Below are 17,262 nucleotides of genomic sequence, written 5' to 3'. Positions count from 1 at the left end.
GCCGCCCTCGGCGCCGACCGTCAGCCCGGCCGCCACCAGCACTCCCAGCGCGGCCACCCCGGCGCCGGTCCGCACCAGCAGGGCCTTGCGGCTGGGCATGTGCTCCCCGGTCAGCACCGCGTCGGCGGCCTTCCGGGCCTTGGCGGAGAGCGAGGAGCCGGAGCCCTCACCCGCGCCGGAACCGCCGCCGCCCCCTCGACGGGCCGCGGCCCTCGACCGCGGGGCCGGCTCGGCCTGCGGCTCGGGGGCCCGCACCGGAGTGGTCGCCGCGGGCTCCTCGGGGACGGGCGCCGGCCCGGCCTCCTCGATGTGCACGTAGCCGTCCGCCGAGTACTCCGCCCCCGCCGGGACGTACAGCCCCTCGTCGGCGGGCTGCTGCGGGGTGGCGTACGGCGCGTAGGGCTGGTGCGGCTGCGCGTGGTCCGGGTACTGCGGGTACGGCTGGTACTGCTCCTGGCCGCCGTACGGGCCCTGGACGTAACCGCCCTGGACGTAGCCGCCCTCGACGTAGCCGGTCGCGCCGACACCGCTCTGCTCGTAACCGGCCTGGTCGTACCCGCTCCGGCCGTAGCCGGCCTGGTCGTACCCGCTCTGGTCGTAGCCGGTGGGCCCGTAACCGCCCTGGCCGGACTGCGGCTGCTGCTGCCCGTACTCGGCCGAGCCGTAGCCCTGCTGCGGCGGCCACTGCGACGGCTGCTGCGGTACCTGCTGAGCTGTCTGCTGCTGCTCGGCGTACCCGCCGTACCCGCCGGTCTGCCAGTCCGGGTGGCTCTGGGGCGGCCACGGCTGCCGGTCGTGGGCGTCTCCGAAGGGCTCCTGCGCCATCCGTTCCGTCCCTCCCGAGCCCCGCCCGCCTGCCGATGCGGCAGTCAGCATCTCACGCCCGCCCGGGGGCGCGGCCCGGGCCCTCGCCCGTACCGTCCCGGGCCGGCCGGTCCTGCGGCGGCGTCAGGAGGCCGACTCGGCGCGCAGGGCCTCGTCGATCCGGGCGGCGAGGGTGAAGTCCAGACCGGTGAGGCCGCCGGCGCTGTGGGTGGACAGGACGAAGCGCAGGGTGCGCCAGCGGATGTCGATGTCGGGGTGGTGGTCGAGCGCCTCGGCCTGCTCGGCTACGGCGACGACCACCCGGACCGCCGCCGGGAAGTCCGGGGCGTCGGCGGTACGGGCGATGCCGTCGCCCTCCCGCGTCCACCGGGGCAGCGCCGCCAGGGCCGCCGTGATCTCGTCCTCGTTCAGCCGTGCCCTGCTGCTCATCGCCGCGCTCCTGCTGGATGGTCGGTCCGGGGTGCCGGATTTCCGGTACGTCCGCAGTTCCGGGACGTCCGGGGTTCCGGTGTCAGGCGGCCTTCCGGCGCGGACGGGTCACCAGCTCGCCGCCGCAGTTGGGGCAGCCGCCGGCCATGGCCTCGGTGCAGTCCGGGCAGAAGGTGCACTCGTAGGAACATATCGAGGCGCCGCCGTCCGCGGTCAGCGACACCGCGCAGCGCTCGCAGCTCTCACGCATCTCCAGGGCCATGGCGTACTCCTCCGACGTTCCGATGTTCCGACGTTTCGATGCTCCGACACCCTGCCGGGCCCGACGGCCTGACGGTCCTTCAGCTCAACAGCAGCTTGGCGACGGCCACGAGGCCGACCACCACGATGACCCCGCGCAGCGCCGTCGGCGGGAGGCGGCGGCCGACCTTGGCGCCGACCAGGCCGCCGACCAGCGAGCCCGCCGCGATCAGACCGGCGGCGGTCCAGTTCACCGTCGAGGTGAAGAGGAAGAAGAGCGCGGCGACGGCGTTGACGATCATCGCCAGGGCGTTCTTCACCGCGTTGATCCGCTGGAGGTCCTCCTGGAGCAGCATGCCCATCAGGGCCATCAGCAGCACGCCCTGCGCGGCGCCGAAGTAGCCGCCGTAGATGCCGGTCAGGAACACCCCGACCAGCAGCACCGGACTGCCGTCCGGATCGCCGCCGGGGCGGCGGCGGGCGGCGACGGCCTTGGCCACCCGGGGCTGGATCACCACCAGCACGAGTGCGAGCAGGATCAGCACCGGGACGATCGCGTCGAAGGCCCCGCTCGGCAGCCTGGTCAGCAGCAGCGCGCCGACCAGCCCGCCGAGCAGCGAGGCGGTGCCCAGGCGCAGCACCCGGCGGCCCTGGTCGGCCAGTTCGCGGCGGTACCCGATCACGCCGCTGAGCGAGCCGGGGACCAGGCCGAAGGTGTTGGAGACGTTGGCGGTGACCGGCGGGAGGCCCACGGCGAGCAGGACCGGGAAGGTGATCAGGGTGCCGGAGCCGACGATGACGTTGATCATCCCGGCGCCGACGCCGGCCACCAGGACGGCGATCGACTCCCAGAGCGTCATGGGTCACCTCTCCTCTCGGTCCTGTCCGAGGGGATCATGCCGGACGGCCCCGCGGCTCTACCAGACCCGCCCACGATTCGGGACGCAGCTCACAACGTGCGCGCGCTCCACCGCCGCCGCACAAGGCCGAGGGCCCGCCGCCTCTCGGCAGCGGGCCCTCGACGGAACTCGGTCCGACCGGCCACTCCGGCTCGGTCACTCCGATCCGGTCACTCCGGGTCGGTCACTCCGGGTCGATCTTCGGGTACTCCCGGGCCGGGTCCACCCGGGGACGGGCGGCGCCCTTCTCGGTGTCCACCGGCCGCGGGCCGGAGGCCGGGTCCAGCGGCACCTGGGTGGCCGCCGGGACCGCCGGGGCCGCCTGCGGAACGGTGGGCGCCGCGACCGCGCCGCCGTTCATCCCGCCGGTCAGGCCGCCGAAGGCGCCGCCGAGGCCCTTGAGCGCGTCGCCGACCTCGCTGGGGATGATCCAGAGCTTGTTGGAGTCGCCCTTGGCCAGCTCGGGCAGCGTCTGGAGGTACTGGTAGGCGAGCAGCTTCTGGTCGGCGTCGCCGTCGTGGATGGCCTCGAAGACCGTCCGGATCGCGGCCGCCTCACCGTCGGCGCGCAGGACCGCGGCCTGTGCCTCACCCTCGGCGCGGAGCACGTCGGCCTGCTTCTCACCCTCGGCCTTGAGGATCTGGGCCTGGCGCTGGCCTTCGGCGGTGAGGATCGCGGCGCGCTTGTCACGGTCGGCGCGCATCTGCTTCTCCATCGAGTCCTGGATGGAGGTCGGCGGCTCGATCGCCTTCAGCTCGACGCGGTTGACCCGGATGCCCCACTTGCCGGTGGCCTCGTCCAGGACGCCGCGCAGACCGGCGTTGATGACCTCGCGCGAGGTCAGGGTGGACTCCAGGTCCATCGAGCCGATGATGTTGCGCAGCGTGGTGACGGTCAGCTGCTCGATCGCCTGGATGTAGCTGGCGACCTCGTACGTCGCGGCCCGGGGGTCGGTCACCTGGTAGTAGATGACGGTGTCGATGTTGACGACCAGGTTGTCCTGGGTGATCACCGGCTGCGGCGGGAACGGCACGACCTGCTCGCGCAGGTCGATCCGGTTGCGGACCCGGTCGATGAACGGGACGACGATGTTCAGCCCTGCGTTGAGCGTCCGGGTGTAGCGGCCGAAGCGCTCCACGATCGCGGCGCTGGCCTGCGGGATGACCTGGATCGTCTTGATCAGCGCGATGAAGGCCACCACGACCAGGACGACCAAAACGATAAGGACGGGTTCCACGGACTCTCCCCTAGACGACCAGGGCGGTCGCGCCCTGGATTTCGACGACGTCGACCTGTTGTCCAGGCTGGTACACCTGGCCCGGGTGGAGCGCGCGGGCCGACCAGATCTCGCCGTTCAGCTTGATCCTCCCGCCCTCCCCGTCGACGGTTTCCGCGACGACCGCGGTGGCGCCCTGGAGCGCCTCGATGCCCATCTTGACCTGCGGCCCGCTACGGAGCTGCCGGTAGGCGATCGGGCGGACGAAGACCACCAGGGCGACCGAGACGGCGACGAAGGTCACGGTCTCGAGCACCACTCCCCCGCCCAGCGCGGCCACGCCGGAGGCGGCCAGCGCCCCGACCGCGAACATGGCGAACTCCGGCATCGCGGTGAGCACCAGCGGTATGCCGAGCCCTGCGGCGGCCAGGAGCCACCAGATCCAGCTGTCCACATGTCCATCCTAGGGAGCGAAGGCCTTCGAAGCGGACAGTTCCCGCAGGTCGAGGGGCGGAAACCGGTCGCGCGTGCGACCGGTTCCCGACGGCCGTCCGGATGAACGACAGGAACGGGCGGACGGGGCCTCAGCCCAGCGGCAGACCCTGCGCCGACCAGCGGTCTCCGTGCCGCTCCAGGGTCAGCGGCAGGCCGAAGCACTTGGAGAGGTTGCGGGCGGTCAGCTCGGTGTCGATCGGGCCGGCCGTGAGCACCTTGCCCTGACGGATCATCAGGACGTGGGTGAAGCCGGGCGCGATCTCCTCGACGTGGTGGGTGACCATCGCCATCGCCGGGGCGAACTCGTCCTGGGCGAGCGCGCCGAGCCGGCGGACCAGGTCCTCGCGGCCGCCGAGGTCCAGGCCGGCGGCGGGCTCGTCGAGCAGCAGCAGCTCGGGGTCGGTCATCAGGGCGCGGGCGATCAGGGTGCGCTTGCGCTCGCCCTCGGAGAGGGTGCCGAACTTCCGGTCGGTGAGGTTGGCCATGCCGAGGCGGTCGAGCAGGGCCAGGGCGCGGGACTCGTCCGACTGCTCGTAGGTCTCCTGCCAGGTGACCGTCATGCCGTACGCGGCGGTGAGGACGGTCTGCAGCACGGTCTGCTCGGCCGGCAGCTTGTCGAACATGGCGGCGCCGGCCAGACCGATCCGGGAGCGCAGCTCGAAGACGTCGATCTCGCCGAGCTTCTCGCCCAGCACCGTGACCTTGCCCGAGGTCGGGAACAGGTACGAGGAGGCGATCTGCAACAGCGTGGTCTTGCCGGCGCCGTTCGGTCCCAGGATGACCCAGCGCTCGCCCTCGGAGATGGACCACGAGACCTGGTCGACCAGCGCGCGCCCCTCCCGGACCACGGATACGTCAACCAGCTCCAGCACGTCGCTCATGCCTATGCCTTCCCCAAAAAACAAGATTCTCGGCCGTCGGTGCGGGCGGCGAGCCTACTCCGGCAGCCGGTGGGCACGGGGTGGGTGCGCCGCACACGCATGGGCAAACCTACGCCACGCGGATGACCGGCGATTCCGTAGGCTGGCCGGATGCTCGTGACTCCAGCCGACAATCCGTACGAAGAGCCCCGTTCGGGGCGGCTCACCGCATGGGGCAACGCCCAGCTGGCGGGCCTGGTGCCGCCGGACGACGCCGCCGCGGCCGTCCTGGGCGCCGACGAGCGCCACCGGGTCACCGGCCTGCCCGGCGACGGGCCCGGCGAGCAGCACGGGCTGACCTGGGCGCTGGGGCGGCTGCGGGTGCTCGGTGTGAAGGGCCTGCGCCTCGCGCTGCCCTCGGCCGGGCACCCGCTCGGACTGACCGGCCCGAAGGCCTTCAACGAGCAGGCCATGCGGGCCGGCGAGGCCGTCCTGGCCGTCGGCGCACCGCTCGGGCTGGTGCCGGAGGTGGAGGAGTACGGGCCGGCCGGCGACCGCTCGGCCACCGTGCTGTGGCGCTGCCATGAGGTCAACGACACACCTCCGGCGGACGTCCCGTCGCTCCACGAGGCCGAGCGCGAGCTGGCGGAGGGGCTGCGGGAGGCGACCATCCTGCTCACCCGCCTCGACGTGGCCGGTGCCGGGCCCGAGGCCCTGCGCGCCCTCGACGCCTACCGCCGGCGCGGCCACAGCGAGCCGCTGGCCCCCGGCTACCCGCCCCGGGCCGTCCGCGTCCTGGAGTCGGCCCGTCAGGTGTCCGCCCTGCTCGCCATCGCCTCCGGCGGGCACGGCGCCGCCGTCAGCGCCTCCGAGATGGCGGCCCGGCAGTCCGTCCTGGCCCCGCTGCGGCGCACCGCCCGGCGCGCCCAGGTGGCCGCCTACAACGCCCTCGTCGACGAGCGGGACGACCGCTGAGCGGAGGGGCACCCCCGGCGCGCTACGCCTCGCGGGTCTCGCCGTGGCGGACGGCCCAGAGTGCCGCCTGGGTGCGGTCGGCCAGGTCCAGCTTCATGAGGATGTTGGACACGTGGGTCTTCACGGTCTTCTCCGACAGGTGGAGGCTGCGGGCGATCTCCCGGTTGGAACGGCCGTCGGCGATGTGGCCGAGCACCTCGCGCTCGCGCTCGGTGAGCGTGCCGCCGCGGCCCTGGGGGGCACGCGGGCTGTCGTCGGAGAGCAGGGCGGCGGCCAGTTCGGGCTGGAGCAGGACGTGGCCGGCGTGCACCGAGCGGATCGCGCCGGCCAGCGCCTCCGGGTCCACGTCCTTGTAGACGTACCCGGCGGCGCCGGCCCGCAGCGCGGGGACCATCGTGCGGTGCTCGGTGAAGCTGGTGACGATCAGGATCCGGGCCCGGCTGCCCTCCCCCTTGAGGGTGCGCAGCGCCTCGATGCCGTCGACGCCGGGCATCTTGAGGTCCATCAGGACGACGTCGGGGTCGAGTTCACGGGCCCGTTCGACGCCCTCCGCCCCGTCGGCGGCCTCCCCGACCACCTCGATGTCGTCCTGGACCTCCAGGAAGGTGCGCAGCCCGCGCCGGACGACCTGGTGGTCGTCGACCAGCAGGACGCGGATCGACGGTGTGCTCTCAGGCACCGGGGACCTCCATCTCGACGAGCGTCCCCCGACCGGGGGCCGACTCCAGGGTGAGCGTGCCGCCGACGGCGGCCGCGCGGTCGCGCATCGAGGCCAGGCCGAGGTGGCGGCCGGCCCGTCGGACGGACTCCGGGTCGAAGCCGCGCCCGTCGTCGTGCACCCGCAGCACGGCGCCGCGCGCGGGCGTCCCGGCCAGGGTGACGGTGACCCGGCGGGCGCCGGAGTGGCGCAGCGCGTTGTGCAGCGCCTCCTGGGCGACCCTCAGCAGCGCGGCCTCCTGGGCGGGCGGCAGCGCCCGGACGCCGTCGGCGGCGAAGGCGACGTCGGCGGTGTGCGCCCGGTCGAGGACCTGCACCTGGGAGGCGAGGGTGGCGCTGAGCCCGTCCTCCTCCAGGGCGGCGGGGCGCAGCTCCACGACGACGGCGCGCAGTTCGTCGGCGGCCTCGGCGGCCAGCCGGGCGACCTCGGCGAGTTCGGCGCGGGCCCGGGCCGGGTCGCGGTCGACGAGCTTGGCGGCCGCCTTGGCCGTGAGGCGGAGCGAGAAGAGCTTCTGCGAGACGGCGTCGTGCAGGTCGTGGGCGATCCGGGCCCGCTCGCCGGCCAGCGTGAGCTCGCGGCTGCGCTCGTACAGCCGGGCGTTGGACAGGGCGAGGCCGGCGTGCGCGGCGAGGATCCGCAGCAGTTCCTCGTCGTGGTCGGTGAACTGGCCGCCGCCGCGCTTGTTGGCGAGGAAGATGACGCCCATCACCTGCGGCTCGTCCTCGGCCGCGTCGGTGTCCAGGATCGGCATGCCGAGGAAGGCGTCCATGTCGGGGTGGGCCTCGGGCCACCCCTCGAAGGCGGGCGCCTTGCGGACGTCCACCAGCCGGGTGGGGCCGGTCTCGTGCAGCATCGCGGCGAGCACGCCGTGCTGCCGGGGCAGCGGGCCGATCGCCCGCCACTGCTCGTCGGTGACGCCGTCGACGACGAACTGGGCGAAGCCGCCGTGGTCGTCGGGCACGCCGAGGGCGGCGTACTCGGCGCCGAGCAGGCCGCGGGCGGAGGCGGTGATGCGGCGCAGCACCTCGCGGACCTCCAGGTGCCGGCTCATGGCGAGCAGCGCCTGGCTGACGGCCTCGATCCCGGCCAGGCACGGTTCGCAGGCGGGCAGCGGGCCGTGGGGGGCCGCGTGGTCTCCGGTGGTGCTGGGCATACGGCCAAACTACCGCCGCCGTGACGGCCGCCGCGTCCGTCCCCGGCCGCCCCGGGCCCGGGTCCGGGGACCTAGGACCCGCGCCCCGGGAGGGCCCGCCCGGAAACGCGGAGGGGCGGCCCTCCCGGGTGGGAGGACCGCCCCTCGGACTGCCGTCCGCGACGTCGGGGAAGGGGTCAGCCCTTCTGCATGACCTCGGGCTCGTGCCGGCGCTGGAGCCGGGTGACGAGGACGCCGATGACGACCGAGATGGCCACCAGCACGCCCGCGTCGATCGCCCACTGGGCGACGCTGTGCTTCCAGAGCGGGTCGTAGTTGGGGTTCTGGAAGTCCTTGTTCCAGGGGCCCATGAGCGTGGACAGGTCCAGCGTGGTGGACACGATGCCGGTGCCCCAGCGGGCCGGCATCAGCCAGGCGACCTGCTCCAGGCCGGGCTTGCTGAAGATCTGGAAGAGGCAGCCGGTGAAGACGACCTGGACGATGGCGAACATGACCAGCAGCGGCATGGTCTTCTCGGCGGTCTTCACCAGCGCGGAGATCATCAGGCCGAACATCATCGCGGCGAAGCTGAGCAGGATCATGCCGACGGTCATCTCGACGATCGGCAGGTTCTTGACGAGCAGGCCGTGCTCGGGGAGCTTGCGCGGCAGGAAGCCGACGGCGGAGATGATCGCGCCCTGGATCACGCTGAAGAAGCCCAGCACGATGATCTTGGACATCATGTACGCCGAGCGGGAGAGCCCGGTGGCCCGTTCCCGTTCGTAGATCGCCCGTTCCTTGATCAGCTCGCGGACCGAGTTGGCCGCTCCGGAGAAGCAGGCGCCGATCGCCAGGATCAGCAGGATCGTCGCGGCCCCGTTGTTGAGGTGGAGCTGGGTGTTCGGGTTGGGCGCGAGCCCCGGTTCGTTGGGGATCAGCACGCTGACCGCGCCGATCACCGCGGGCAGCAGCACCGACAGGGCCAGGAAGCCGCGGTCCGAGGCGAGCACCGACATGTAGCGGCGCATCAGGGTCCACAGCTGCGAGCCCCAGCTCTGCGGCTTGGGCGGCTTGACGGCCTCCTGGGCGACCTGGACGTGCTGCACCTCGCCCGCCTCGACGGTCGGGGCGGAGTACTGCTGGTAGTGCACCGAACCGCGGTAGCGGCCGGCCCAGTCGTGGTCCGGGTAGTTCTCGAAGGCCTGGAAGACGTCCGCCCAGGTCTCGTACCCGAAGAAGTGCAGCGCCTCGTCCGGCGGGCCGAAGTAGGCCACCGAGCCGCCCGGCGCCATCACCAGCAGCCGGTCGCAGAGCGCGAGTTCGGCCACCGAGTGGGTGACGACCAGGATCGTGCGGCCGTCGTCGGCCAGGCCGCGCAGCATCTGCATGACCTCGCGGTCCATGCCCGGGTCGAGGCCCGAGGTGGGCTCGTCCAGGAAGATCAGCGAGGGCTTGGTGAGCAGCTCCAGGGCGACCGAGACGCGCTTCTGCTGGCCGCCGGAGAGCGCGGTGATCTTGTTGTCGGCGCGCTTGTCGAGGCGCAGCTCGTACAGCACCTCGTCGATCCGGGCCTCGCGCTCCTTCGCCTCGGTGTCCCCGGGGAAGCGCAGCCGGGCCGCGTACTTGAGGCCCTTCCGGACGGTGAGCTCGCGGTGCAGGATCTCGGACTGCGGCACCAGGCCGATGCGCGAGCGGAGTTCGGCGAACTGCTTGTAGAGGTTGCGGCCGTCGTACAGCACCTCGCCGCGGTCGGCCGGGCGGTAGCCGGTGAGGGCGCGCAGCAAGGTCGACTTGCCGGAGCCGGACGGGCCGATGACGGCCACCAGGGACTTCTCCGGGACGCCGAAGCTGACGTCGTCGAGCAGGACCTTCTTGCCGCCCTTGTGGTCGACCTCGACGGTCAGGTGGCGGGCGGAGAAGGAGACGGCGCCGGTGTCGACGAACTCCTGCAGCTGGTCGCCGACCAGGACGAAGCCGGAGTGGCCGACCGTCAGCCGGTCCTGCGGGCCCATCAGCTGACGCTGCACCCGCTGGCCGTTGAGGAAGATGCCGTTGTGGCTGCCGAGGTCGACGATCTCGTAGCGGCCGTCCGGGAGCTGGCGCAGCTCGGCGTGGTGGCGGGAGACCTGGAGGTCGGACACCACGATGTCGTTGTCGAGCGCGCGGCCGATCCGGACGGTGCGCATCGCCGAGGTCAGGTTGCGGATGATGGTCGGCTGCGGCCCGCCGTCGTGCGGCGGGGGCGGGAAGCCCTGCTGCGGGAAGCCGCCGTGCTGGGGCTGGGGCTGCTGCTGCGGGGCCGGCCGGTCCTGCGGCGGCGCGTACTGCTGCTGCGGGAACGGCGGCTGGGCCTGCGGCTGGCCGGGCCAGGCCTGCTGCGGCTGCTGCTGGTACGGGTCGTGCTGCGGCCAGCCCTGCTGCGGGGCGGGCTGCTGGGGCGTGGGCACCGGGCCGCGGCTGGTGGCGGCCTCGTGCATCGGGGTGGCCTGCGGGGCCGCGGCGTGCGGGGCGGCGGCCTGGGCGGGCGCGGAGAAGCCGAGCCGGGGGCCGTTCTCCGGGTTGCCCAGGTTCACCACGGCACCGGGGAACAGCTGGGCCTGGAGGGTGCGGGCGCCGGCCACGTACGTTCCGTTGGTGCTGCCGTGGTCGTCCAGCTGCCAACCGCTGCCGTTGAAGCCGATGGTCCCGTGCTGCCAGGAGACCCTCGCGTCGTCGAACGTGAAGTCCGACTGCGGGTTTCGCCCGATGGTGTAGGACCGCCCGGGCTCCAGAGTCCGCTGCTGTCCGTTGATCTCGATGACGAGTTGCGGCACTGCTCGCCTGCCCCGCTCTCTCGGTTCCCCCGAATTGTGGCCCCGGCCGGGGCCGCGATGTTCCTGTGACTGCCGGGGGAATCATTCCAGCCCGCCGACCGCCGGTGAAAGTCGGCCCGGGCGACTGTGACCAGGCTGCTACCGAGCCCGGACCTGCGGCGTCCCGCGAGGTGGGACGGGTGCTCCCGGGCCCTCGGGCGCCCGGTAGCGTGGGAGGCACCATGAACGCATCGCCCCTGGCCGCTGAGCCCCTCCCCGCCGCCCAGCACCGGACCGCGGACGAGCGCACCCTGCTCGTCAAGGTGTTCGGCAAGGACCGTCCCGGCATCACCGCCGGCCTCTTCACGACGCTGGCCGGTTTCGGCGTCGACGTCATCGACATCGAGCAGGTCGTCACCCGTGGGCGCATCACGCTGTGCGCCCTGGTCACCCCGCCCACCGCACCCGGCGCCGAGGGCGGGCTGCGGGCCACCGTCCACCGCTGGGCCGACGAGCAGAAGCTCCAGGCCGAGATCCTCTCCGGCATCGGTGACAACCGGCCGCGCCGTGAGGGCCGTTCGCACGTCACGGTGCTCGGCAACCCGCTGACCGCCGCCGCCGTCTCCGCGCTCACCTCCCGGATCACCGCCTCGGACGGCAACATCGACCGTGTCTTCCGGCTCGCCAAGTACCCGGTGACGGCGGTCGAGCTGGCCGTCTCCGGTGTGGCCACCGACGAGCTGCGGGCCGCGCTGGCCCAGGAGGCGGCCACCCAGCGGGTGGACGTCGCGGTGGTCGCCGCCGGTCTGGAGCGCCGGGCCAAGCGCCTGGTGGTCATGGACGTCGACTCCACGCTCATCCAGGACGAGGTGATCGAGCTGTTCGCCGCCCACGCGGGCTGCGAGGAGGAGGTCGCCGCGGTGACGGCGGCGGCGATGCGCGGGGAGCTGGACTTCGCCGAGTCGCTGCGGGCCCGGGTGGCGCTGCTGGCCGGGCTGGACGCCTCGGTGACCGAGAAGGTGCGCGCCGAGGTCCGCTTCACGCCGGGCGCGCGCACCCTGATCCGTACGCTCCAGCGCCTCGGCTACCAGGTCGCGGTGGTGTCCGGCGGCTTCACCCAGGTCACCGACCACCTGGTGGAGCAGCTGGGGCTGGACTTCGCGGCCGCGAACACCCTGGAGGTGGTGGACGGCCGGTTCACCGGCCGGGTGGTCGGCGAGATCGTGGACCGGGCGGGCAAGGCCCGCTGGCTGGCCCGCTTCGCCGAGCAGGCGAAGGTGCCGCTGGAGCAGACGGTGGCGATCGGCGACGGCGCCAACGACCTGGACATGCTGAACGCGGCCGGCCTCGGGGTGGCGTTCAACGCCAAGCCGGTGGTGCGGGAGGCCGCCGACACCGCGGTGAACGTGCCGTTCCTGGACACCGTGCTGTACCTGCTGGGCATCACCCGCGAGGAGGTCGAGGCCGCCGACGCGCTGCACGGCACCCCGACCGAGTAGGGCCCGCCCGGCGGCCGATGGAGTGAGGCGGCCGCCCGGAGAGGGCCTGTGGACGTACCAGAGGGGCGCGCGGATTCGATCCGCGCGCCCCTCGTGTACGGTCCCGCGGTCAGTCCTGCGGCGTGTGGTACGAGACCAGCTGGGCCACGCCCGGCTCGACGCCCTTCCAGGAGCCGCTGAAGCTGAGCACCGCGACCGCCGCCGTCGGGAAGCCCCCGAGGCGCAGCCGCTCCAGCGCGTCCGGATCGCCCGCGTCCCCGGCCAGCACCTGGGTCAGCCCCAGCACGCCCGGGTTGTGGCCGACCAGCACCACGTCCGCGTACTCCTCCGGGGTCTCCTGGAGGACGGCGATGATCTCCCCGGGGCTGGCCTCGTAGACCCGCTCCTCGTACACCGTCCGGAGCGGCCGCTGCGGCAGCTCGTGCACCGCCAGCTTCCAGGTCTCACGGGCGCGCAGCGCGGTCGAGCAGAGCACGTAGTCGGGGCTGATGCCGGAGTCGACCAGCCAGCGGCCGGCGTCCGGGGCCTGGTGACGGCCCCGGTCGGCCAGCGGCCGGTCGTGGTCGTCCACGCCGTTCGGCCAGTCGGCCTTGGCATGGCGGAGAACGATGATCCTGCGGGGCGTGTCGGCGCTCATACCCAGCAAGCTTGGCAGAAAAGCGGCCCGGCGGCGCGATGCCCCGGGATGCCGCCACTCCGAGGGACGACCCGTGTCACCATGCCCCGTTCACCGGGGCGTCAGCCGGCGTACGGCCGTCCGTCAGCCCATCGTGGCGGCGACGGTGGCGATGATCGACACCAGCACCGCGATGGCGGCGAAGGCGAGGGCGATGCGGCCGAGCTGCTTGCGGCCGTCGGTGGGGTTGGGATCGAGAACGGGCATGTCCGGAAGTCTCCCACTCCGAACACGCCCGCCGTCCGCCGACCCCGCCCCCCTTGGCCGGGTCTTGACCCGCCCGTCGGGGCCCGGCCCTCCCCGCGCGTCCTCACACCCCCGGCGGGGGCGTCACGCCGCGGCCCGCTCCACCGGGTGCACCGCCTCGTCCTCGATGTGCCGGGCCCGCGCCGCGCGCAGGCCGAACAGCATCTGCGGCACCAGCAGCAGCGACAGGAAGCCCAGCGGCCAGTACCACTCGCCGGTGGCCCCGTAGAGCCAGCCGACCAGGATCGGGCCCGGGATGGACACCAGGTAGCCGATGCCCTGGGCGAAGGCGGAGAGCTGCGCGACCCCGCCCGCGGACCGGGCCCGCAGTCCGATCATGGTCAGCACCAGCGGGAAGGCGCAGTTGGACAGGCCCAGCAGGACCGCCCAGAGCCAGGCGCCCCCGGCCGGGGCGATCGCCAGGCCGGCGTACCCGGCGATGCCGCAGCAGGCCAGCAGCACCACGAACAGCCGCTGGTCGCCGCGGCGGGCGGCCAGGTTGGGCAGCACGAAGGAGACCGGCACGCCGATCACCATGGTGACCGCGAGCAGCACGCCGGTGGTGCCCTCGCCGATGCCGGCGTCCTGGAAGATCTGCGACATCCAGCCCATGACCACGTACGCGCCGGTGGCCTGGAGGCCGAAGTACCCGGCCAGCGCCCAGGCGGTCCGGCTGCGGGTGATCGGCAGCCGGACGGGGGCGGCGGCGCCGCCGGCCCGCTCGCCGCGCTCCCGCTTGGCGATCAGCACGAACAGCCAGAGCACCAGGGCGAGCGCCCCCAGGACGGCCCAGACGCCCAGGCCGTAGCGCCAGTCGCCGCCGAGCGACTTGGTCAGCGGCACGGTGACGGCGGCGGCCAGCGCGGTGCCGGCGGACAGCGCCATCGAGTAGAGGCCGATCATCGGCCCGACCCGGTCCGGGAAGTACCGCTTGATCACCACCGGCAGCAGCACGTTGGAGACCGCCACCCCGGCCAGGGCGAGGGCGGTGAGCAGCAGGAACACGGCGGTGCCGCCGGCGAACGAGCGGGCCAGCACGCCCGCCGTGATGGCGCCCATGCCCGCCGTGACGACCGCGATCGGACCGATCCGACGGGCCGCCGCGGGCGCGGCGAAGCCGAACAGCCCGAAGCAGAGCGACGGGACGGCGGTGAGCAGCCCGGCGAGCGTCGGGTTCATCCCGAGGTCGTCGCGGACCTGCTTGAGCAGCGGCCCGAGGCTGGTGACCACGGGGCGCAGGTTGAAGGCGGCGGCGGCGATCGCGACGGCGAACAGCACGCCGAGGTACTTGGCGGAGCCGGAGGCGGCGGGCCGCTCTTCGGTCGGCGGCCGGCTCTCGGTCCGGGAGGAAGCGGTGGTGTCTGCTGCGGGCATAGAGAGCATCATAGAATGATGGGATGAATTGATGCACCTTGGAATTGGCATGATGTGCCGACCGTTCATCCACCGGCCACCTCCCACCCAGGCCCCACCCGAGCCGTAGCCGCAAGGAGTCCCCCGTGGCGCTGTCCTCGCCGAGGCGCACCCCGCTGTCCGACCAGGTGATCGCACAGCTGCGTGCCCAGATCACTTCCGGGGAGTGGCCGGTCGGCTCGCGCATCCCCACCGAGGCCGCCCTGGTCGAACAGCTCGGCGTCGCCCGCAACACCGTCCGCGAGGCCGTCCGCGCCCTCGCCCACAACGGGCTGCTCGACATCCGCCAGGGCTCCGGCACGTACGTGCTGGCCACCAGCGAGCTGGCCGGCGTGATGCACCGCCGCTTCGCCGACGCCGGCCAGGACCAGGTCGCCGAGCTGCGGGCGGCCCTGGAGACCTCGGCCGCGGGCCTCGCCGCCCACCGCCGCACCCCGCGCGACCTGGAGCTCCTGGACGGCGCCCTGGCCCGCCGGGAGGCCGCCTGGCACTCCGGCGACGCCGAGGACTTCGTCCAGGCCGACGCCGCCTTCCACCAGGCCGTGGTGGCCGCCGCCCACAACGACGTCCTGCTCGCCGTCTACGCCGACCTCGGCGAGGTCACCCGCGAGCACCTGCGGCACGACGTCGGCCCCGAGCTGATCGCCGAGCGCTACATCGGCCACCACACCATCCTGGAGGCCATCCGGGACGGCGACGCCCAGCGCGCCTCCGTCGAGGCCGGCCGCGCCATCGGCGCCTGCCGCACCGCGGACGTCTGACCGCGCCGGCGTCCACCCGGAACGCCGCTGCCCGGCACCCCCGCGAGGGAGGGCCGGGCAGCGGCGTACGGGCGGAGCGTCAGGCGCCGATGGCGTGCAGACCGCCGTCGACGTGGATGATCTCGCCGGTGGTCTTCGGGAACCAGTCCGACAGCAGCGCGACGATGCCGCGGCCGGCCGGCTCCGGGTCGCTCAGGTCCCACTTCAGCGGGGAGCGGTGGTTCCAGGTGTCGGCCAGGTCGCCGAAGCCCGGGATGGACTTGGCGGCCATCGAGCCGATCGGACCGGCCGAGATCAGGTTGCAGCGGATGTCCCGGTCGCCCAGGTAGCGCGCCAGGTAGCGGTTGGTCGACTCCAGGGCGGCCTTGGCCGGGCCCATCCAGTCGTACTGCGGCCAGGCGTACTGCGCGTCGAAGGTCAGGCCGACCACCGAGCCGCCGTCCTGCATCAGCGGCAGCAGCGCCGTGGTCAGCGACTTCAGCGAGTACGCCGAGACGTGCATCGCGGTGGCCACGGACTCCCACGGGGTGTCCAGGAAGTTGCCGCCCAGCGCGTCCTGCGGGGCGAAGCCGATCGAGTGGACGATGCCGTCCAGGGTCGGCAGGTGCTCGCGGACCTGGTCGGCGATGCCGGCCAGCTGCTCCGGGTTGGAGACGTCCAGCTCCAGCACCTTGACCGGCTTCGGCAGCTTCCGGGCGATCCGCTCGGTCAGGCTCGGGCGCGGGAAGGCGGTGAGGATGATCTCCGCGCCCTGCTCCTGCGCGAGCTTGGCGGTGTGGAAGGCGATGGAGGACTCCATCAGCACACCGGTGATCAGGATCCGCTTGCCTTCGAGGATTCCACTCATGATCAGTGACCCATGCCCAATCCGCCGTCGACGGGAATGACGGCTCCAGTGATGTACGCGGCCTCGTCCGACCCGAGGAACCGCACGGTGGAGGCGACCTCTGCGGGCGCCGCGTAGCGGCCCAGCGGCACGCCCGCGACGATCTCCGCGCGGCGCTCGTCACTGAGCACGGCGGTCATGTCGGTGTCGACGAAGCCGGGGGCGACCACGTTGACGGTGATGTTGCGCGGGCCGAGCTCGCGCGCCAGCGACCGGGCGAAGCCGACCAGGCCGGCCTTGGAGGCGGCGTAGTTGGCCTGGCCCGGGGAGCCGGACAGGCCCACCACGGACGAGATCAGCACAACGCGGCCCTTCCTGGCGCGCATCATCAGCTTGGACGCGCGCTTGACCACCCGGAAGGTGCCGGTCAGGTTGGTGTCCACGACGGAGGTGAAGTCCTCCTCGGACATGCGCAGCATCAGCGTGTCCTTGGTGATGCCCGCGTTGGCGACCAGCACCTCGACCGCGCCGTGCTTCTGCTCGATCTCGGTGAAGGCGGCGTCGACCTGCCCGGCGTCCGTGATGTCGCAGCGCACCGCGAGGACGTCGTACTTGGCCAGCGCCTCGGGCACCTCGCCCGAGCGGCTGGTGATGGCCACCTTGTCGCCCGCTTCGGCGAAGGCCTGGGCGATCGCGAGGCCGATGCCCCGGTTTCCTCCGGTGACGAGAACCGAGCGGCTCAACGATCCACCTCTCTCCGTGAGTGAGCGCGTACGTCGGAATGCGTACGCAGTGTGACGCTATCGGGCGGTCGGCGACGGCGGCGCATCGGTCTCCCACAGCGCCGCCCCGGCGGATCTGTCGCAATCCGACAATCCGTACCCGTCCGTGCCGTCCCGGCGACGGAGACCGCCCAGGCCCGGGCGCTGCCCGGATCGGGGCGACTGTACGGGAACAACACGGGCGGGCGCACCCGTTGCCCCCGTGGTGCAGGGCCGGCCCGGGACCGGCCGTACCGATCCCCGACCATCCCGGCGAGCGACGAAGGCAGAGCGGATGACCAAGGCACGGCCCGGGAGCACCCACCGACGCGGACGACTGCTGGCCCTCACCGCCCTGGCGGCCGGCCTGGGCGCGACCGCCTGGTCGCTGCGCGACCTGCCGGCGGCGTTCGGGCGACGGCCGGACGGCGAGCGCGAGGAGCGGGTGCGCAACTCCCCGCAGTACCGCGACGGCGTCTTCCACAACGCGCCCTCCGCG

The 17,262-nt window shown here is 73.1% G+C and carries 17 protein-coding genes and 2 pseudogenes; 4 read left to right on the top strand and 15 right to left on the bottom strand.

Annotated elements, in window-relative coordinates; all coding sequences use genetic code 11:
* The 7 genes and pseudogenes from AE652_RS16305 to AE652_RS16275 all read right to left on the bottom strand — a co-directional run.
* Positions 1-825, bottom strand: a pseudogene (locus AE652_RS16305) (hypothetical protein); the annotation flags it as partial.
* A 123-nt stretch (positions 826-948) separates the two neighbouring features.
* Positions 949-1,254, bottom strand: coding sequence for a 4a-hydroxytetrahydrobiopterin dehydratase (locus AE652_RS16300; protein WP_049652108.1), 306 nt, complete (start codon positions 1,252-1,254; stop codon positions 949-951).
* An 82-nt stretch (positions 1,255-1,336) separates the two neighbouring features.
* Positions 1,337-1,516, bottom strand: coding sequence for a DUF1272 domain-containing protein (locus AE652_RS16295; protein ID WP_049652107.1), 180 nt, complete (start codon positions 1,514-1,516; stop codon positions 1,337-1,339).
* A gap of 79 nt (positions 1,517-1,595) precedes the next feature.
* Positions 1,596-2,354, bottom strand: coding sequence for a sulfite exporter TauE/SafE family protein (locus AE652_RS16290; protein ID WP_049652106.1), 759 nt, complete (start codon positions 2,352-2,354; stop codon positions 1,596-1,598).
* 223 nt (positions 2,355-2,577) lie between these two features.
* On the bottom strand, positions 2,578-3,630 hold the full coding sequence (locus AE652_RS16285) for an SPFH domain-containing protein (RefSeq protein WP_049652105.1): 1,053 nt from the start codon (positions 3,628-3,630) through the stop codon (positions 2,578-2,580).
* A 10-nt stretch (positions 3,631-3,640) separates the two neighbouring features.
* Positions 3,641-4,063, bottom strand: a complete 423-nt coding sequence (locus tag AE652_RS16280; RefSeq protein ID WP_049652104.1) for an NfeD family protein — start codon at positions 4,061-4,063, stop codon at positions 3,641-3,643.
* Positions 4,064-4,193: 130 nt separating this feature from the next.
* Complete coding sequence (locus AE652_RS16275) at positions 4,194-4,985, bottom strand: ABC transporter ATP-binding protein (RefSeq protein ID WP_049652103.1); 792 nt, start codon at positions 4,983-4,985, stop codon at positions 4,194-4,196.
* A 150-nt stretch (positions 4,986-5,135) separates the two neighbouring features.
* Between AE652_RS16275 and AE652_RS16270 the strand changes: the two genes are divergently transcribed.
* Complete coding sequence (locus tag AE652_RS16270; RefSeq protein WP_049652102.1) at positions 5,136-5,939, top strand: hypothetical protein; 804 nt, start codon at positions 5,136-5,138, stop codon at positions 5,937-5,939.
* 22 nt (positions 5,940-5,961) lie between these two features.
* Here the strand turns inward: AE652_RS16270 and AE652_RS16265 are convergent, their stop codons facing one another.
* The 3 genes from AE652_RS16265 to AE652_RS16255 form a co-directional block, all read right to left on the bottom strand.
* A complete protein-coding gene (locus AE652_RS16265) occupies positions 5,962-6,618 on the bottom strand; it encodes a response regulator transcription factor (protein ID WP_049652101.1) in 657 nt (218 codons plus the stop codon).
* A complete protein-coding gene (locus AE652_RS16260) occupies positions 6,611-7,708 on the bottom strand; it encodes a GAF domain-containing sensor histidine kinase (RefSeq protein WP_049652110.1) in 1,098 nt (365 codons plus the stop codon). The genes AE652_RS16265 and AE652_RS16260 overlap by 8 nt, the downstream gene beginning before the upstream one ends.
* 278 nt (positions 7,709-7,986) lie before the next feature.
* Complete coding sequence (locus AE652_RS16255) at positions 7,987-10,602, bottom strand: FHA domain-containing protein (protein ID WP_049652100.1); 2,616 nt, start codon at positions 10,600-10,602, stop codon at positions 7,987-7,989.
* 221 nt (positions 10,603-10,823) lie between these two features.
* Between AE652_RS16255 and serB the strand changes: the two genes are divergently transcribed.
* The gene (gene serB, locus AE652_RS16250; protein ID WP_049652099.1) at positions 10,824-12,080 is read left to right on the top strand and encodes a phosphoserine phosphatase SerB; all 1,257 of its coding nucleotides are present in this window, start codon (positions 10,824-10,826) and stop codon (positions 12,078-12,080) included.
* Positions 12,081-12,189: 109 nt separating this feature from the next.
* On the opposite strand, the gene AE652_RS16245 is transcribed toward serB, so the two are convergent.
* From AE652_RS16245 to AE652_RS16240, 3 genes are all read right to left on the bottom strand, one after another.
* Positions 12,190-12,717, bottom strand: a complete 528-nt coding sequence (locus tag AE652_RS16245; RefSeq protein WP_049652098.1) for a histidine phosphatase family protein — start codon at positions 12,715-12,717, stop codon at positions 12,190-12,192.
* A gap of 123 nt (positions 12,718-12,840) precedes the next feature.
* Entirely contained in the window at positions 12,841-12,963 is a 123-nt protein-coding gene (locus AE652_RS49010; protein WP_255357429.1) for an SGM_5486 family transporter-associated protein, read from the bottom strand.
* Between the two features lie 123 nt (positions 12,964-13,086).
* On the bottom strand, positions 13,087-14,385 hold the full coding sequence (locus AE652_RS16240) for an MFS transporter (protein ID WP_063780172.1): 1,299 nt from the start codon (positions 14,383-14,385) through the stop codon (positions 13,087-13,089).
* A 116-nt stretch (positions 14,386-14,501) separates the two neighbouring features.
* Here AE652_RS16240 and AE652_RS16235 point away from each other — a divergent pair, with 116 nt between their 5' ends.
* A complete protein-coding gene (locus AE652_RS16235) occupies positions 14,502-15,176 on the top strand; it encodes a FadR/GntR family transcriptional regulator (RefSeq protein ID WP_049652096.1) in 675 nt (224 codons plus the stop codon).
* A 79-nt stretch (positions 15,177-15,255) separates the two neighbouring features.
* On the opposite strand, the gene fabI is transcribed toward AE652_RS16235, so the two are convergent.
* Together fabI and fabG are read right to left on the bottom strand one after the other, a co-directional pair.
* Positions 15,256-16,023 carry an enoyl-ACP reductase FabI gene (gene fabI, locus AE652_RS16230; RefSeq protein ID WP_049652095.1) on the bottom strand — a complete coding sequence of 256 codons (768 nt, stop codon included), beginning with the start codon at positions 16,021-16,023 and terminating at the stop codon, positions 15,256-15,258.
* 2 nt (positions 16,024-16,025) lie between these two features.
* Positions 16,026-16,745: a 3-oxoacyl-[acyl-carrier-protein] reductase gene (gene fabG, locus AE652_RS16225; protein ID WP_049652094.1), complete on the bottom strand. Its 720-nt coding sequence runs from the start codon at positions 16,743-16,745 to the stop codon at positions 16,026-16,028.
* A 313-nt stretch (positions 16,746-17,058) separates the two neighbouring features.
* Between fabG and AE652_RS16220 the strand changes: the two are divergent.
* A pseudogene (locus AE652_RS16220) lies at positions 17,059-17,262 on the top strand (Zn-dependent hydrolase); the annotation flags it as partial.

Source organism: Kitasatospora sp. MY 5-36 (genome assembly GCF_001182915.1).
In the GTDB taxonomy this organism is placed as follows: domain Bacteria; phylum Actinomycetota; class Actinomycetes; order Streptomycetales; family Streptomycetaceae; genus Kitasatospora.
Note: the sequence above shows the minus strand (reverse complement) of the source record. Positions and strands in the feature narration are given on the sequence as shown.

Coding starts and splice junctions, on each gene's coding strand:
- AE652_RS16240 (WP_063780172.1), bottom strand. CDS start 14,385: ATGCTCTCTATGCCCGCAGCAGACACCACCGCTTCCTCCCGGACCGAG.
- serB (WP_049652099.1), top strand. CDS start 10,824: ATGAACGCATCGCCCCTGGCCGCTGAGCCCCTCCCCGCCGCCCAGCAC.
- AE652_RS16290 (WP_049652106.1), bottom strand. CDS start 2,354: ATGACGCTCTGGGAGTCGATCGCCGTCCTGGTGGCCGGCGTCGGCGCC.
- AE652_RS16295 (WP_049652107.1), bottom strand. CDS start 1,516: ATGGCCCTGGAGATGCGTGAGAGCTGCGAGCGCTGCGCGGTGTCGCTG.
- AE652_RS16275 (WP_049652103.1), bottom strand. CDS start 4,985: ATGAGCGACGTGCTGGAGCTGGTTGACGTATCCGTGGTCCGGGAGGGG.
- AE652_RS16260 (WP_049652110.1), bottom strand. CDS start 7,708: ATGAGCCGGCACCTGGAGGTCCGCGAGGTGCTGCGCCGCATCACCGCC.
- AE652_RS16300 (WP_049652108.1), bottom strand. CDS start 1,254: ATGAGCAGCAGGGCACGGCTGAACGAGGACGAGATCACGGCGGCCCTG.
- AE652_RS16270 (WP_049652102.1), top strand. CDS start 5,136: ATGCTCGTGACTCCAGCCGACAATCCGTACGAAGAGCCCCGTTCGGGG.
- fabI (WP_049652095.1), bottom strand. CDS start 16,023: ATGAGTGGAATCCTCGAAGGCAAGCGGATCCTGATCACCGGTGTGCTG.
- AE652_RS49010 (WP_255357429.1), bottom strand. CDS start 12,963: ATGCCCGTTCTCGATCCCAACCCCACCGACGGCCGCAAGCAGCTCGGC.
- AE652_RS16245 (WP_049652098.1), bottom strand. CDS start 12,717: ATGAGCGCCGACACGCCCCGCAGGATCATCGTTCTCCGCCATGCCAAG.